Below are 14,802 nucleotides of genomic sequence, written 5' to 3'. Positions count from 1 at the left end.
CTACGAGTAAAGTGGGGGTAAACCATTTTTACTCTTTATCGATAAACTCGTTAGCCTTTTGTTTTCTCTTTTACGATCTTGAACAACGCATTAACTATTGCAGACGCACAAGGACTTCCTCCCTTACGACCCTTGTTTGTAATGTATGGTATGTCAATTGTTTGAAGTTCTTCTTTTGATTCTACTGCACATACAAAACCAACTGGAATACCAATTACAAGAGCTGGATGTGTTACGTTCTCCTTTATCATCTGAATCACTTCTATTAGTGCTGTGGGAGCATTGCCTATTGCAATCACCCCTCCGTTCATTTCTGAGGCAGCCATTCGCATAGAGGTCTGTGCACGTGTCTTGTTGAGTTTCTTTGCCTCTTCTACAATTTTTGGCTCGGATATGTTACAAATTGCCTTGTTTCCAAACTCCTTCAGGTTTTCCTTGTTTAGTCCACCAATGACACCATTTACATCTACTATGATATTACAGCCATTTTTCAAGGCATTAATGCCGCTTGATATGGAATTTTTATGAAAAACAATCATGTTTTGTCGTGCAAAATCAAAATCTGCAGTAGAATGAATTACTCTTCTAACTATTGGCCATTCGTCTTTTGAATATGAATGAGAGCCTATCTCGTTTTCAATTATTTCCATGCTCTTGTCCTCAATTGATTGGCCCTTCTGAGTAATCATTTCTCAACTTCCTTTGCTCTTTCTATAACTAGATCTATCAATTTAACATCTGTACCAAGATGTTTTGTTATGAAAATATTTTTAATTCCAGATTTTTCCATTGCTGGATTTAGATCTTCATATATATCTCGTTTGACATGTGCACCTCTATGCAAAAAATATGGAACAATTACCAATACATTTGGATTGTTTTTAGCACAGATATCTATTCCTTGTTTGATGTTGGGCTCTTCTATTTCTAGCCAACAGAGAGATACATTTCGGTATGAATCTTGTAACCCGTCAACAACATATTGCAAAGAGGTTTTTGCATTAGGATCCTTGCTTCCATGACCAATAAGTAACAAATCCATCTCTTTTCTTGAAAACGTGATCTTGTTTTTTGTAATAATATCATCAACTTTAGCATGTACAATATCTGGCAAAGATTTGTGTAAGGTGATTGGTTTTGCAATTTTGATCTTCATTTTACTTTTTGATATCATTTCAATTGCCTTGTTTACTGCTAGTTTGACTTTTTTTCCAGGGTACAAAAAATATGGAACAATTGTCAGGGCATCTATGTCTTGTTTGAAGCAATTTTCCATACCTTCCTCAATAAAGGGTGGAACCACCTCCAAAAAGCAATAATCTGAGAATTGGTAACCCCCAGATTCTTTGGCTTTAGAGCAAATGTATCTTAATTCGTCTTTTACCTCGTCTTCTCTACTACCTCTATCTATTAGTAATAATCCTCTTTTCATTTTGTGATTCTCGCTATTGCTACAGTTAAGTTTGGTGGAAATTTCTGCTTTTCAATTACTAGTTTTCCGCCAGAGCTTCGTAGTGCTGAAGCTTCTGAAACACTTGGAGTGCCCTCAAAGGCTTGCACAGTTTCTGATGGGTTTGGTATGGCAATTTGGGCAAGCTGCTCTTTTTCAAAATAATCTACTGGAATATTCCATTCCTTTGCCAGTTCTTGTAATCCTACTACATCTGATTCTTTTTTTATTGATGAAAATCTTACAATTGATTTTGGGCTTAGATTAAATTTTTTCATACAAAATTCTACTCCTTCTTTGATTGTGTCTTTACTAGTGTCCCAATGTAGGCCTACTCCAACAACCAAAGTCTTTGGTCTGTATACTACAGAGTTTTTTAACAATTCCCTGTCTTCTATTTCTTTATCAGAAATTATCAAATATCCTTTAGAATTAGAATTTCTCAACTCTTCAAAACTATTGTAAATAGTTACATTCTTTGGAAATTCTTTTTTTGGAGTCCACCAATCCTTTTCGCCCGCATCCTGATAGACTCCAATTTTTTCTTCATTTACCATAAATGCACTTACTCTTGTTACAGTAGAATCATCATCTATCTTCCAGCCAAATTCTTTTCCAACCAAATCAACTGCAATCGTTTTGTTGACATCTGCAGCAGTAGTGATGACAGGTGTTGCACTCAAAATCTTGGCAATATCTTCTGTAAGCTGGTTTGCTCCTCCTAAATGTCCTGAAAGGGTGCTTATTGCAAACTTGCCAGTGTCATCAATGACAACTACTGCAGGATCTGTCTTTTTGTCTTTCATATGAGGTGAGACTAGTCTAATCACTGCACCAAGTGAGAATATGCATATGAGAGCTTCATGAGTTTTGAAGAGATCTCCTATTTTTGCGGTAGTAGAGTCCTCGAACCAGTCAATTTGTGAGTCATTATTTGAAAATTTAGATGGTGCAAAAATTTTCCATGAAGGAAATTGTTTTTTTAGCGATAAGGCAATTGAAATTCCGTTTTTTGTAATTGCTAATATGGCAACTTTTTCCATGCATTGAATTTTTTTAGAACTAAAGATATTTGTTACTATCTAGGAAACCTTCCTATTATTTTACCATTAAAATCAAACATTATGACATCAAGTTCAAACTTGGCTTCAGAATGTTTTCTTAGTTGATTGTAAACTTCCAAGCAAACAGCATCAAAAAAATCTACAATGTTTTCTTTCATGACAATTTCATAGACATGTCTTGCAGTGTTTGCTTTTTTTACTTCCTCGATGGTTTCATTTTTTGCATTACATTTTTGCGCAAGATCTGACAGAAACTTCATGTCAATTTTGGAACCTTTGACATGAGTTTGTTTTACGCCCATTGCCATCTTTGTTAGTTTTCCAATAAAACCTGCAACATATGCTTTTTTGATTGGTCGTTTTGCACATTGTTGAAGTGTATATCCTGAAAAATCTCCCATTTGTATAAAACAATGATCAGGAAGTTTTATTATTTCTCTTGAAAAATCTTCGCTTCTTCCACCTGTTGTTAATACAACAATATTATTTCCCATTGCGATTGTAACATCAAGACTCTGTCTGATTGAAGCTGCAAAAGAAGCAGTAGAATATGGTATCACAATTCCGCTTGTACCTAAAATTGAGATGCCACCAATAATTCCAAGTCTTGGATTATCCGTTTTTGTTGCAAGCTCCTTTCCCCTTGGAACTGAGACAATAACATTTACACCATTTTTTTCAAGAATTTCTTTTCCGATTTCCTGAATGTTTTCAATTATCATCTTTTTTGGAGTTGGATTTATTGCTGCAGAATTTATTTCAAGACCAAGACCTGGCTTTGTTACTCGTCCTACACCATCACCGCCATCAATTTCTATCTGATTTGGTTTATCTATAAGTGAAACATGCGTAATTATTTCTGCACCATGTGTAACGTCTGGATCATCCCCACCATCTTTTATGACTGTACATTTTGCACTATGTTTATCAAATTGACAACTTAAGATTTTAATTTGAATCTTAGATTTTTTAGGCAAAGTTACATCCACGACATCAATTTTTTTTTGATTTAGGATTGCTAAAATTCCTGCTTTTGCACCAGCAGTTGCACAAGTTCCAGTTGTAAAACCAGTCTTAAGTTTGCCCTTTAGTTTTGCCTCACTTTCCATAAAGGAAATTAATTTTTTATGTATTAATCTTTATCAAATTACTTTAAAATCTCTGAGAGAATTATCCACACTGCTACAAGACCAAGACCTACATACAAAATGACATGTGTAGAAATTTGTGAAGGTTCTTTTTCTTGGTTATGACTATAGTTTTCTGGTACGTTTACACCAAATGGATTCTGAAATCCAGCAAAATTTACTCTGTCAAACTGTTCCTCGTTTACTTTTTTATCATATTGTTTCCAAAATTCAGTATATGTATGTGCTATGTCCACTTCTGATTTTCGATCTTTCTTTTTTTCTTCTAGTTTAAGGGTTTGATAAGCTTCTATAATTTGCTTGAATCTTTCGCCATCTTTTTCTCCCATATTCCTATCAGGATGATATTTTAGAGAAAGTCTTCTGTAGGCACTTTTTATCTCTTTTTGAGATGCACCTTTTTGAACTCCTAAAATTTGGTAACAATCAGTAGTGTTCAATTAATCTATCTTTAGCATACCTTTAAAATTAATTTGTCGGATACATTTGCAAGTCATGATACGCAAAAATTCGCTAAAAGTGGCAATAACTGGTGCTAATGGCTTTGTAGGCAAAAATGTTGGGAAAGCATTAGCAAAAAAAGGAATCTCTGTAATTGGAATTGTACGTAAAGGCAAAGGATCTTCTATTAACTTTGGAGAAGTTATTTCATCAAAAGATCTTTCTGAAAACCATCTTACTTCAAAACTGCGCGGATACGCTGCACTCTTGCATTTTATTGGCAAAGGAAAACAAACAGTTGATTCTGATTATCAAAAAGTAAATGTAGGTCTTACAAAAAACGCAATAAAGCTATGCAAAAAAGCTAAAATTAAAAAAATAATTTACATTAGCGGACTAGGTGTAAGTAAAGATGCTACTTTTGGATACTTTATTTCTAAATTCCAAGCAGAACAAGAAATAATTAATTCAGGTTTAGATTACACAATTCTTCGTGCATCATACATAATAGGCAAAGATGATCCATTGTCTAATTTTCTTTTTAAACAAATAAAAAAAGGAACTATAATGATTCCTGGTTCGGGTAGATATCGACTGCAACCAATTTTCATAGGAGATGTTGCAGAAGTTATCTTTCAATCAATCATACAAAAAAAGTTTTCATACAAAATTATTGATCTTGTGGGACCAAAGACAGTAACATTCAATGACTATGTTAGAGATTTTCTTCAAGGAGGAAAAACTTTCATAAAGAATATGGATTTAGAGGATGCGTATCATACAGCATTAAATAATCCAAAAATGGATTTTGGTGTGGACGATTTGAATATTTTAGTTGGAGATTATGTTGGAAATCACAAAAAATTGCAAAGTATGTTTGGAATTGAATTTAAAACACACAAAGCAGTCTTAAAGACCAGCGGCCTTTCTTAGTACCTCGGCTTTGTCAGTTTTTTCCCAATTAAACTCAGGCTCATTTCTTCCAAAGTGACCATAGGCTGCAGTTTTTCTATAAATTGGACGTTTTAGTTGTAATTGAGATATTAATGCAGCAGGTCTCATGTCAAAGTGTTTTCTGACTAGATTTTCAATTTGTTCTTCTGGAATCTTACTTGTATCAAATGTACTTACCATTAGAGATACAGGTTCTGCAACGCCAATTGCATATGCAACTTGAACTTCACATCTTTCAGCTAATCCAGCAGCTACGATATTCTTTGCAATATATCTGCACATGTAACATGCTGATCTGTCTACTTTGGATGGATCCTTTCCAGAAAATGCACCACCACCATGTCTTCCCATTCCTCCATAGGTATCTACGATAATTTTTCTTCCAGTAAGACCTGCATCACCAGGAGGTCCTCCGATAACAAATCTACCAGTTGGATTAACATGAACTTTGATTTTATCATGCCAGTATTTTCCACAAACTGGTTTGATTACCTTTTCAATTATCTCTCTTTTTATTTGTTCATTACTTATTTCTGGAGAGTGTTGTGTAGCGATTACTATAGTTTCAAGTTTTTTTGGTTTTCCATCTTCATATTCTACTGTCACTTGTGATTTTCCATCTGGTCTTACCCAAGGAAGGGATTTATTTTTTCTAACCTCTGCAAGTTTCTTAGTGAGTTTATGAGCTAGCATAATTGGCATTGGCATCATTTCCTCAGTTTCATTTGTTGCATATCCGAACATCAATCCCTGATCTCCTGCACCTTGTTCCTTGTTCTCAGTTGACGAAACACCCTGAGATATGTCTGGGCTTTGTGAATGTAATGAAACTAGGACACTACATGATTCTGCATCAAAACCAAATTGGGGATCATCATAGCCAATCTCACGCAATGTTTTTCTTACCACATCCTGCACGTCAAATTTTGCTCTAGATGTAACCTCACCTGCAACTACTACTATTCCAGTCGTAGTCAAGGTTTCAACTGCGACTCTTGATTCTGGATCCTGCTTTAGAAACTCATCTAAAATTGCATCAGAAATTTGATCACATACTTTGTCTGGATGTCCTTCTGTTACTGATTCTGACGTAAAGAGGTAATTTCGCCCCATTTTCAAAAACCTATTTATTTAAAGTTCATTTTCTAATCTGATGAAAAGAACATTATTTCCTCTTACAATAACTCTACCGTAATTTGCAATCACTTTTCCATTGCTTATTTCTTCAGCATCAGTCATAATCAAATTCATATATGAATCAACATTGTTCATTTTTCCTTTGTATTCTATTTCGCTTTTCAGTCTGACAGTAACTTTCTTGTTAATACCTTTCTGTAAAGTTGTCAACGGTCTTTTTGGCTGCGCTTGCGACAAACATAAATCACTTGTTGACCACTGCCTGAGATCGGGAATAAAAGCCTTCCCGATCTTCAATAGTGTTTGACATTCTTTAATTTATGGTGTTCTGTAGATTAGAGATTTGATGATTGCAACTGGAATTGAGAATCTAGACAAACTCCTAAGGGGTGGCATAAGAGGTGGGATGATTACTGACATATATGGTCCAAGTGGATCAGGCAAAACACAGCTATTGTTACAGATTTGTGTAAACTCATTAGCATGTGATGGAATGATTTTGTATCAAGATGCTACTGGTAGTTTTAGACCAGAAAGATTGATTGAATTTCTTAAAGCAAAAGGAATGGATCAAAAACTTCTTGATAAAATGATTGTTGGAAGAATAACAAATACTGTTGAACAACTAAGTTATGTAGATAAAATATTAGAAATTGAGAATTTAACTCTCGTTGTAATAGACAATGTAACCGATCTGTTTTCATTTGAATATTCAAAGGAATCAAACTCGTTGGCAAAACACATTGCATTTATGGAATATATGCACAAATTGGCACATGTTGCTATAAAAAGACAAATTCCTGTAGTTGTGACCAACATAACTAGAAAATCAGATGATGAAGAAAGAGAAAGTTTGGATAGATCGATAAGTATGTTCACACATCAAAAAATCAAATTAGAAAAAATTGGGCAAAAGTACACAGCACAAGTTTTTCCATCATTTAATGGCAAGAAAATTACTGATTATATAATTACACAGATCGGGTTAGAAGATTCACCTTAAGATATTTATCAGTGTAAATTACTAAGGCATTCATGGCAGGCATTTTTGATTCTATACCACTTATCACAGTAATTCTATTTGGAATTGGATTAGTGGGCGTTATGGTGTATGAGCGAGCTAGAACAAGACAGAGTCAAGAACCAGAACCAACTAGCTGATCTTTCTCTTGCAGACAAGTTTCGTTCTCTGGGCTTTGAAAATTTAACTGATATTCAAAAAAAAGCAGTTCCAGTAGTATATCAAAAAATAGATTCATTGATAGTTGCCCCTACTGGTTCTGGTAAGACAGAATCCTCAGTGATTCCAATTTTTGCTCGTCTAGCGAATTCAAAAAAAACTGGAAAAATAAAGGCATTATACATTACCCCACTTCGTGCGCTAAACCGTGACGTTTTTCGAAGAATAATAAAATACGCTGAAAGTGAAAATCTTACCATACAAATACGACATGGTGATACAACTCAGGCAATTCGAAAAAAAATAACAGAATCACCACCAGATATTCTCATTACTACTCCTGAAACTATGATGATACTTTTGACGCAACAAAAATTATTGAATGCTCTTTCAGAGCTAGAGTGGGTAATAATTGATGAAGTGCATGAGCTTTTAGGAAATGAACGAGGATCTCAACTTTCTCTTAGTCTAGAAAGACTCCAGCTTAATTCAAAATTTCCAATAACCAGAGTGGGCCTTTCTGCAACAATTGGAAATACTAACGAATCTGCCAAGTTTGTTGTTGGTACAAAGAGAAAATGCAAAATAATTCAAGATAATTCGATAAGAAAATACGATGTTGAAGTCAAGTACATTGATGGAACCATAACAGATGTTGTAGATTCTATTGTTGAATATGTAGAAAAAAATCACCCTGATTCACCAGTTTTGCTTTTTACAAATACACGTGGAGAATCAGAATATCTCGCTTCTATTTTAAAGGAAAGATCTACTTTAAGAATAGAATTACATCACGGATCACTTTCTCAGGAAGTTAGAGAAGAAACAGAGGAATCACTAAGACAAGGAAGACCTGGAATAGTAGTATGTACTTCGTCACTTGAACTTGGACTTGATATTGGTTCTGTTGAACTAGTAATTCATTATGGATCTCCAAGACAAGTTTCCAAATTAATACAAAGAATAGGAAGAAGCAAACACAACAGAGATTCTTCTGCAAAGGGATTAATTGTAACAAACAATCCAGATGACGAATTTGAGACACGCGCAATACTTGATAGGATAAAAGAAAAGTCAATAGAAGATCAAGTTATCCATGAGAGAGCACTAGACGTACTAGCTCATCATTTAGTAGGTATGACGATGCAATTTGGAAGTGTTCCAGTGGATTTGGCAATGAAGATTATTACGCAAGCCTATTCCTTTAGGAATGTAACAATAGAAGATCTTTTCTCAGTACTTGATATTTTGCATTCTAATTCGATTTTATTTTTTGATAAAGAAGAACTGGTTTTTACAAAAAAGGGGAGAGCGTTTCGATATTTCTTTGAAAATCTTTCTACCATACCTGACATTTTAAAATTCAAGGTCTTTGATACCGCAAGCAAGAAGATTATTGGAAGTCTAGATCAAAGATTTGTAGGAGATTATGGTGATCCTGGTAACATTTTTGTCCTTAGAGGAATGCAGTGGCGAATACTAAATGTTGACGAAAGCTCACTAAAAATTAATGTTGAACCAATAAGTGCAGCAGGAATTAACGTGCCTTACTGGGAAGGCGAAAGCATACCAGTTGACTATACCACAGCACGAAAAGTTGGTATATTTAGAACTAAAACACAGATGGCCTCATCTATAATATCTAATAAAATAATTGAAAATCTTAAGCTAGGAATTATTCCAGATGAAAAAACCATAGTGGTAGAATCACTTAGAGCTCGTAACACTATAGTTATGCATTCATGTTTTGGCACAAAAATTAACTCTACTCTTTCAACTCTTCTTTCTACAATGTTGTCATCCAAGTCAGGATATTTGGTAGATTCTAGATCTGACGCATATAGAATTATGATGTCCTCAAATGGAAGAATATTGCAAAAACCTTTGTTGGATGTATTGGAAGATGAATTTGATCTATCTTTTATTGTAGAAGCATCACTTGCTGGTACACATAATGTGAATTGGCGTACTTGGTGTGTAGCTAAGAAATTTGGTATTGTAGGCCGTGGTTCTGTTTATGATAGAAAATCTGCAAGGTTCCTTTATGAAAAATATGTAAAAACCCCACTTGCTAAAGAAGCACTGCGTGAGCTATTTCATGATAAATATGATTTAGAAAATACATTAGAATTATTAAAGAAAATAAAAACACAAGAGATTAAACTTCATTGGATTGAAGTTGAAAACTTTTCTAAACTTGCAGAACCAATACTTGATCATACTACAAAATACTATGCAGCTCCAGCTAACATTGATAAAGGAATTTTGGATCTTGTTAAGACTAGGCTGTTGAAAACCAAGCATAGACTTGTGTGTGCAAGATGTGGAAAATGGGAACGAGTGATGGAAACAAAGGAAGTAAAAGATTTGCTTTCATGCCCTTATTGTAAATCTAGACAGATAACTGCCACATTCTTTTCTGATTATGAACTGCCCAAAATAATACAAAAGAAGCATTCTGGCAAAAAAATCACCACTGACGAAAATCACAAGTTTGTACGTGCATGGAAAATTTCATCACTCATTGAAAATTTTGGCAGAACCGCACTTGTTGTTCTTTCAGGATATGGTATTGGTGCTGATACAGGTGCTCGCATTCTACGAAATATGATAGGAGAAGAACAACTATACAAGCAAATCTATGAAGCGGAAAGACAATATGTTACAACTAGAGGTTTTTGGGATTCTTAGTTTTTCTTTATAATGCCTGAAAATGGTGTCAAAAAGAGTTCAATTCTGCCTTCTAAACCTGCTTTTGCAGTTACACCAGTTACCGTGATTATCTCGCCTTGGGAAAACTGGTCTAGTAATCTAGCCTGATTTCTCCAACCTTTCAACCAGATTTGTCCAGTGTCATCTTCAATAAACACCTCTGAAAGAGCTACCAATTCACCAGTCTTTGTCTGAATTTCACGTCTTTCTGGGTTTTTTAGAATAATAGATTCTATGCAATAGATACTATCACTTGGTTTAAGATCTCTGATTTTAGTTCTAATTTCTGAAATAGTTGGCATCTTGTTATCATCAATTTTTCTGATAAAAGAATCTCCTTCTAGTGTTATTGAATTTCCATATACTTTAGTTGGCATGCATTCTATTACATCACCGACTTTAAGATCTTTAGAAACTCCAGCTGAATCTACAATGTTTAAAATTTTCTTATTTTGTTCCGATCCTAAAATCATTATATTTCCAGAATCATTTTTTGTCATAGACAAAACTCTAATAATTATTGGTTGAATTTCTTTTGCACCTTCAATTTCAATCACTGTGCCCTCGTCACCGTGCAGTTCTAGTCCTTGTTGACCCATCTTGGTTCTAACTCCAATGAGTCTAGTCTTTGCACCAAGTGTAATCATTTTTGGTAGGGATTTTTCATCAGTATTCCACAATACAACACGTGCAAACGTTCCATCCTTTCCTTTTATTCGTAAATGGAGTGCTTTACCTGGTTGACCCTTAAAGTTTGTAAATTCAGAAACCCTAACATTTCCATCTAATATACCGGAAACTACCAAGTTTTGCTGATTTTCTTTTATTGTACTAACATCATCAGTAATTGAATCAAGAGAAGGAATGTCATTTTGCACATCCCCTGTCTCAATATTTGAATTTGAACCTACATTGATTATGGGAGTACCTGTCATGTCAGATTTTACATAAGCTTTGATTATTTTTACTAGATCTCCTGGCTTGAGGGTTTCTATTCCTGGTAAGTTTGCTTTTTCATCCCATAATTTGACTTTTGCACGTGAGTCTGCATCATAAACCGTCATAGTTCTAAGAAGAAATTGAGAACCGTCTTTTCTAGAAAACTGTTTTGCTGGATAAACATTCATTACTCTTGTTTGAAGTGTAATTTCTTTTGCTCCCACGTATAGATCCTTAAGACCCATTTCAACTTTCAATTGTTCATTTAAGGATACTCCAAGATCTGATGCTATGAGAAAAAGAGCTCCTTGATCTGTCAGATATCCTGCACCGATCTTTTCTTTCTTTTTTTCAATCATTTCCTGTATGTCTGATCTAGAAAGATCAGGCTTTTGTTCTAGAAGTTTGTTTAAGAGAGACTCAAATTCTGACAAGTTACTGTGTGTTAGAAAGTGTGTATTAATAAAAATTTCATTAGATAAATTAGTGGGGGAATAAAATAATCTTTAATGTCCTGTATTGTGGCAAATTCACTTTCTAAATCATATGGGTCAATCATGGCAGTAGATGGAATCGATCTTTCTGTGAATTCTGGTAAGATTTTTGGCTTTTTGGGACCAAACGGTGCTGGAAAAACCACTACAATCAAACTACTTACAACTCTGATCGCACCAACAAGTGGGGCTATTAACATTCTTGGCATGGATGCTATCAAGCGGCCTCTTGATATACGAAAAAAGATAGGTGTTGTTTTACAACAACCAAGCTATGAACCAACACTAAGTGTAGAAAAATCACTGGAAAAATACGGCATGATGTGGAATGTTGAGAGGAAGACAAGAAAAGATAAAGTAGAGGAACTTCTTTCTGCTTTTGATCTACAAGAAATAAGGAAGATGAAAAACGATGATCTTTCAATTGGTCAAAGAAGAAGAGTCCAAGTTGCGCGCGAGTTTATGCATGACATGGAACTTTTGTTTCTTGATGAACCCACAGTAGGATTAGATCCTTCTGCTAGACGTGGATTGCTTGATTTTATTAAAAAGAAAGTCAAAGAAGGTCTTACAATATTTTTTACAACTCATATACTAAATGAAGCTGAATATCTGTGTGATGAGGTTGCTATTATTAATAAAGGAAAAATAATTGCAGTAGATACCCCTAATGAACTGAAAAATAAATTTGGTAGAGAAAAAACAATTAAAATACGTATACCTGAAACAAAAAAAGACGTACAAGGTCTTTTAATTGATGTAAAAGACTATGAAATTGATTTCAATTCTGGAACAAACATAACAATTCGATCAAATGATTCTGAGGAAGTTTTACTAAAAATTCTACAAATCTTAACGGCAAACAATATTTCCATAGAGGATTTGTCTGTAATGCCTACAACTCTTGAAGAAATATTTCTTACAGTGGTGAAAAATTCTAATGCATCCAGTAATTAGATTAGTAAACAGAAATCTCACTATTTCTCTAAACAAGGGTTTTTTGATCTGGCAGATTGTTTTCCCCCTGATCTACATCTTTGTAGCTGGTTTTGCTTATACAGCTTTGATTCATTCTGTTCCATTTGGAAACAAATCTCTAGACTATCCAGCATTCATAGCTTCAGGTATGATTGGCTTTAACATAATGAATAGTACTCTCATATCAGGAATTATTATTTGGAATGACAGAAGACATGGAATGTTCGAACAAATTCTTGTTGGACCATTTACCAGAGCTCATTACATTTTAAGTAACATTTACACAATTGGTATTGTTGGTTTGATTAGTGCAGCTCTCATCACTGCTGTTGGATATCCGCTCTTCTTCAAATCTGTTGAATTTAATTTCTATACTATACCACTTGTAGTTTTTGCTTCAGTTACTGGTTCTATCCTTTTTGGTTCTATAGCATCTATAATTTCTACTAGGCTACAATCCAGCGAAGGATTCAATGTTGTTATTAATACTGCTTTTCTTTTTTTTGCATTCGTAAGTACGGCATTTTATCCTGCACAAGGTGCACCAGAACCACTCTCAACTGTTTTTTATCTTAATCCACTTACATATCTTGTAGATGTTGTAAGAGCAGGAATATTTGGAAATTTTAGCACTTTTGTTGGAATCGAGATGATTGTTCTGGTTGTTGTAGCTTTGATTTTATTTGCAATATCTACCAAACTTCTTTCCAAACTTGAAATATAATTAAAAAACATAATGTAGTTTAAATTCCAATAACTAGTAATTTGTTTAATGGAAATAAGGAAAAGAAGCAGCCTCTGGTTTCTCTTACCTATTCTCTTTAATATTATAGGAGGAATTATTGCTTATTTTATAATAAAAGATGATGATCCAAGTAAGGCAAAAAATTGTTTGTTGCTTGGTATAATATTATCAGCAATTTCCATTGCAATTTTTCTGATTCCTTTGTTGATTGGAATATCGTTATTGCCGCACTGGCACCTTGTTCCAACAGGACCTTACATGTAGTAATTTTGAAAATAAAAAATAGCCCGGCCCAGATTCGAACTGGGGTCAAGGGCTCCAAAGGCCCCTATGCTTGACCGCTACACTCGGTGGATTTCTCCTCTACCGGGCTTCCAGGCGTTGAATCTTCCATTAAGTTCCCTTATATGTTATTCAGTACATTGTTTGAGTTTAGAATGATTTTCTGAAGGTTGCTTGTACTTGAATGTTATTGAACGGTTCTAATTGCAGTAAGAAGTTTCGAAATAGGATCTTCCATTGAATTTAATATTGTTTTTGCTTTTTTTCTAAGATTTCGATTGTCAGATGTTAAAATTTTCTTAACTAATTTTATAATTATTTTTGGATTTTTTTGTCTTCTTACTAGACCAATTCTCACAAGATATTTTTCTATATGGTTAGGAACAGCATCATAAGAAATTGTTGGAATTCCCATTAATACAGCTTCAGCAGTCATCGTGCCTCCAGAACCTATGAAAATATCAGTAAATCTAAGAAGCGCTTTACCATCTACTACTTTATCTATTACTATAATTTTGTTCCCAAATTCTTTTTTAAGCTGATTTATGTGTGGTAAATATCTGCCTAAGACAACTACATTACAATTTGAGAATTCTTTTACAATTTCATTTATAATATTTGTACTAGAATTTTTTCTATTCTTAATGTACGCAGCTTGGGACTCTTCAACTCTTACAAGAATAGTCTTTTTGTCCTTGAGATGAAAGTCATTCTTTGAATAATTTTTTGATTTCTGTTTTACTATTAATGCAGCATCTATAGATCTATAATGTATGATGTCTTTTTTTGCAATTCCGTATTTGGTGAATTCCTTTTTTGGAATTATCCATGGAATTAGAAGTTTTTGTACAAATGGTACAGAAAGTCTCATAACTGCTTCTGCATGGGGTGAATCAGAAAAGGCAATGTGTTTGATACCTGCCCCAAAAGAGATCCTTGCCGCTTCTGGTGAACAGAAGCTAATAGTTAGGTCTGGAGAAAATTTTCCTACTATTTGTGATAAATGTAGTGTTCGTTCAAGACTGGCCTTTAATTTTCCAGATTTGTTCGATCCACCGTGCTTTCCAACTAGTACAAGCTTTACATTTCTAACTTTGGCAAGCTCTACAACCTCATAGTAGTTCCTAGAAGTACATAAAATCTGATTATTTTTACGTAATTTTTCGATCATAGGCTCAAAAAACAAAAGTTGTTTCGGAGTAAGTATATCAAACCAGATTTTCAAACATTTTTGATAGAATTTCAGCATGGAAAAAGTTTTTCTTAGCCTTGTCTCCT

General features: G+C 34.2%; 16 protein-coding genes and 1 tRNA gene. 7 read left to right on the top strand and 10 right to left on the bottom strand.

All coding sequences use genetic code 11. The features are described 5' to 3' along the window. Positions 1-50: 50 nt before the first annotated feature. Genes VEU72_03585 through VEU72_03565 form a run of 5 tightly spaced genes read right to left on the bottom strand, consistent with a single transcriptional unit; the run spans position 51 to position 4,102 of the window. Positions 51-689 (bottom strand): precorrin-8X methylmutase, encoded by a 639-nt coding sequence (locus VEU72_03585; protein ID HYL66214.1) that lies wholly within the window; start codon positions 687-689, stop codon positions 51-53. Beyond that, complete coding sequence (locus tag VEU72_03580) at positions 686-1,432, bottom strand: CbiX/SirB N-terminal domain-containing protein (protein HYL66213.1); 747 nt, start codon at positions 1,430-1,432, stop codon at positions 686-688. The genes VEU72_03585 and VEU72_03580 overlap by 4 nt, the downstream gene beginning before the upstream one ends. Further along, positions 1,429-2,493, bottom strand: coding sequence for a cobalamin biosynthesis protein (locus tag VEU72_03575; protein ID HYL66212.1), 1,065 nt, complete (start codon positions 2,491-2,493; stop codon positions 1,429-1,431). The genes VEU72_03580 and VEU72_03575 overlap by 4 nt, the downstream gene beginning before the upstream one ends. 35 nt (positions 2,494-2,528) lie before the next feature. Further along, positions 2,529-3,623, bottom strand: a complete 1,095-nt coding sequence (locus VEU72_03570) for a cobalt-precorrin-5B (C(1))-methyltransferase (GenBank protein HYL66211.1) — start codon at positions 3,621-3,623, stop codon at positions 2,529-2,531. Positions 3,624-3,661: 38 nt separating this feature from the next. Next, positions 3,662-4,102, bottom strand: a complete 441-nt coding sequence (locus VEU72_03565) for a DnaJ domain-containing protein (GenBank protein ID HYL66210.1) — start codon at positions 4,100-4,102, stop codon at positions 3,662-3,664. A gap of 55 nt (positions 4,103-4,157) precedes the next feature. On the opposite strand from VEU72_03565, the gene VEU72_03560 reads away from it, so the two are divergent. Then, complete coding sequence (locus VEU72_03560) at positions 4,158-5,036, top strand: NAD(P)H-binding protein (protein ID HYL66209.1); 879 nt, start codon at positions 4,158-4,160, stop codon at positions 5,034-5,036. Here the strand turns inward: VEU72_03560 and metK are convergent. Next, entirely contained in the window at positions 5,013-6,170 is a 1,158-nt protein-coding gene (gene metK, locus VEU72_03555) for a methionine adenosyltransferase (protein HYL66208.1), read from the bottom strand. The genes VEU72_03560 and metK overlap by 24 nt on opposite strands. An 18-nt stretch (positions 6,171-6,188) precedes the next feature. Continuing rightward, positions 6,189-6,431, bottom strand: a complete 243-nt coding sequence (locus tag VEU72_03550; protein HYL66207.1) for a U6 snRNA-associated Sm-like protein LSm6 — start codon at positions 6,429-6,431, stop codon at positions 6,189-6,191. Between the two features lie 109 nt (positions 6,432-6,540). Between VEU72_03550 and VEU72_03545 the strand changes: the two genes are divergently transcribed. The 3 genes from VEU72_03545 to VEU72_03535 are packed head-to-tail and all read left to right on the top strand — an operon-like array spanning position 6,541 to position 10,065. Beyond that, positions 6,541-7,197, top strand: a complete 657-nt coding sequence (locus VEU72_03545; protein ID HYL66206.1) for an ATP-binding protein — start codon at positions 6,541-6,543, stop codon at positions 7,195-7,197. A 32-nt stretch (positions 7,198-7,229) separates the two neighbouring features. Next, complete coding sequence (locus tag VEU72_03540; protein ID HYL66205.1) at positions 7,230-7,355, top strand: hypothetical protein; 126 nt, start codon at positions 7,230-7,232, stop codon at positions 7,353-7,355. Further along, positions 7,306-10,065, top strand: coding sequence for a DEAD/DEAH box helicase (locus VEU72_03535; protein HYL66204.1), 2,760 nt, complete (start codon positions 7,306-7,308; stop codon positions 10,063-10,065). Before VEU72_03540 ends, VEU72_03535 begins: the two co-directional genes overlap by 50 nt. On the opposite strand, the gene VEU72_03530 is transcribed toward VEU72_03535, so the two are convergent. Continuing rightward, positions 10,062-11,459 (bottom strand): single-stranded DNA-binding protein, encoded by a 1,398-nt coding sequence (locus VEU72_03530; GenBank protein HYL66203.1) that lies wholly within the window; start codon positions 11,457-11,459, stop codon positions 10,062-10,064. The genes VEU72_03535 and VEU72_03530 overlap by 4 nt on opposite strands. A 75-nt stretch (positions 11,460-11,534) precedes the next feature. Between VEU72_03530 and VEU72_03525 the strand changes: the two genes are divergently transcribed. Genes VEU72_03525 through VEU72_03515 form a run of 3 tightly spaced genes read left to right on the top strand, consistent with a single transcriptional unit; the run spans position 11,535 to position 13,506 of the window. Next, the gene (locus VEU72_03525; protein HYL66202.1) at positions 11,535-12,476 is read left to right on the top strand and encodes an ABC transporter ATP-binding protein; all 942 of its coding nucleotides are present in this window, start codon (positions 11,535-11,537) and stop codon (positions 12,474-12,476) included. Continuing rightward, on the top strand, positions 12,460-13,221 hold the full coding sequence (locus tag VEU72_03520; GenBank protein HYL66201.1) for an ABC transporter permease: 762 nt from the start codon (positions 12,460-12,462) through the stop codon (positions 13,219-13,221). The genes VEU72_03525 and VEU72_03520 overlap by 17 nt, the downstream gene beginning before the upstream one ends. A gap of 48 nt (positions 13,222-13,269) precedes the next feature. Next, positions 13,270-13,506: a hypothetical protein gene (locus VEU72_03515; protein ID HYL66200.1), complete on the top strand. Its 237-nt coding sequence runs from the start codon at positions 13,270-13,272 to the stop codon at positions 13,504-13,506. 19 nt (positions 13,507-13,525) lie between these two features. Here the strand turns inward: VEU72_03515 and VEU72_03510 are convergent. Together VEU72_03510 and VEU72_03505 are read right to left on the bottom strand one after the other, a co-directional pair. Beyond that, a tRNA-Gln gene (locus VEU72_03510) sits at positions 13,526-13,615 on the bottom strand. 96 nt (positions 13,616-13,711) lie between these two features. Beyond that, positions 13,712-14,749: a DUF354 domain-containing protein gene (locus VEU72_03505; protein HYL66199.1), complete on the bottom strand. Its 1,038-nt coding sequence runs from the start codon at positions 14,747-14,749 to the stop codon at positions 13,712-13,714. Positions 14,750-14,802 lie beyond the last annotated feature (53 nt).

Source organism: Nitrosopumilaceae archaeon, assembly GCA_035631875.1.
In the GTDB taxonomy this organism is placed as follows: domain Archaea; phylum Thermoproteota; class Nitrososphaeria; order Nitrososphaerales; family Nitrosopumilaceae; genus TA-20.
The sequence above is the reverse complement of the archived record's forward strand: the minus strand, read 5'-3'. Positions and strand labels throughout refer to the sequence as shown.

Bases quoted from the DNA above. Each gene is read 5' to 3' on its own strand.
- VEU72_03585 (HYL66214.1), bottom strand. From the start codon at position 689: ATGATTACTCAGAAGGGCCAATCAATTGAGGACAAGAGCATGGAAATA.
- VEU72_03580 (HYL66213.1), bottom strand. From the start codon at position 1,432: ATGAAAAGAGGATTATTACTAATAGATAGAGGTAGTAGAGAAGACGAG.
- VEU72_03575 (HYL66212.1), bottom strand. From the start codon at position 2,493: ATGGAAAAAGTTGCCATATTAGCAATTACAAAAAACGGAATTTCAATT.
- VEU72_03570 (HYL66211.1), bottom strand. From the start codon at position 3,623: ATGGAAAGTGAGGCAAAACTAAAGGGCAAACTTAAGACTGGTTTTACA.
- VEU72_03560 (HYL66209.1), top strand. From the start codon at position 4,158: ATGATACGCAAAAATTCGCTAAAAGTGGCAATAACTGGTGCTAATGGC.
- metK (HYL66208.1), bottom strand. From the start codon at position 6,170: ATGGGGCGAAATTACCTCTTTACGTCAGAATCAGTAACAGAAGGACAT.
- VEU72_03545 (HYL66206.1), top strand. From the start codon at position 6,541: ATGATTGCAACTGGAATTGAGAATCTAGACAAACTCCTAAGGGGTGGC.
- VEU72_03540 (HYL66205.1), top strand. From the start codon at position 7,230: ATGGCAGGCATTTTTGATTCTATACCACTTATCACAGTAATTCTATTT.
- VEU72_03535 (HYL66204.1), top strand. From the start codon at position 7,306: ATGAGCGAGCTAGAACAAGACAGAGTCAAGAACCAGAACCAACTAGCT.
- VEU72_03525 (HYL66202.1), top strand. From the start codon at position 11,535: ATGTCCTGTATTGTGGCAAATTCACTTTCTAAATCATATGGGTCAATC.
- VEU72_03520 (HYL66201.1), top strand. From the start codon at position 12,460: ATGCATCCAGTAATTAGATTAGTAAACAGAAATCTCACTATTTCTCTA.
- VEU72_03515 (HYL66200.1), top strand. From the start codon at position 13,270: ATGGAAATAAGGAAAAGAAGCAGCCTCTGGTTTCTCTTACCTATTCTC.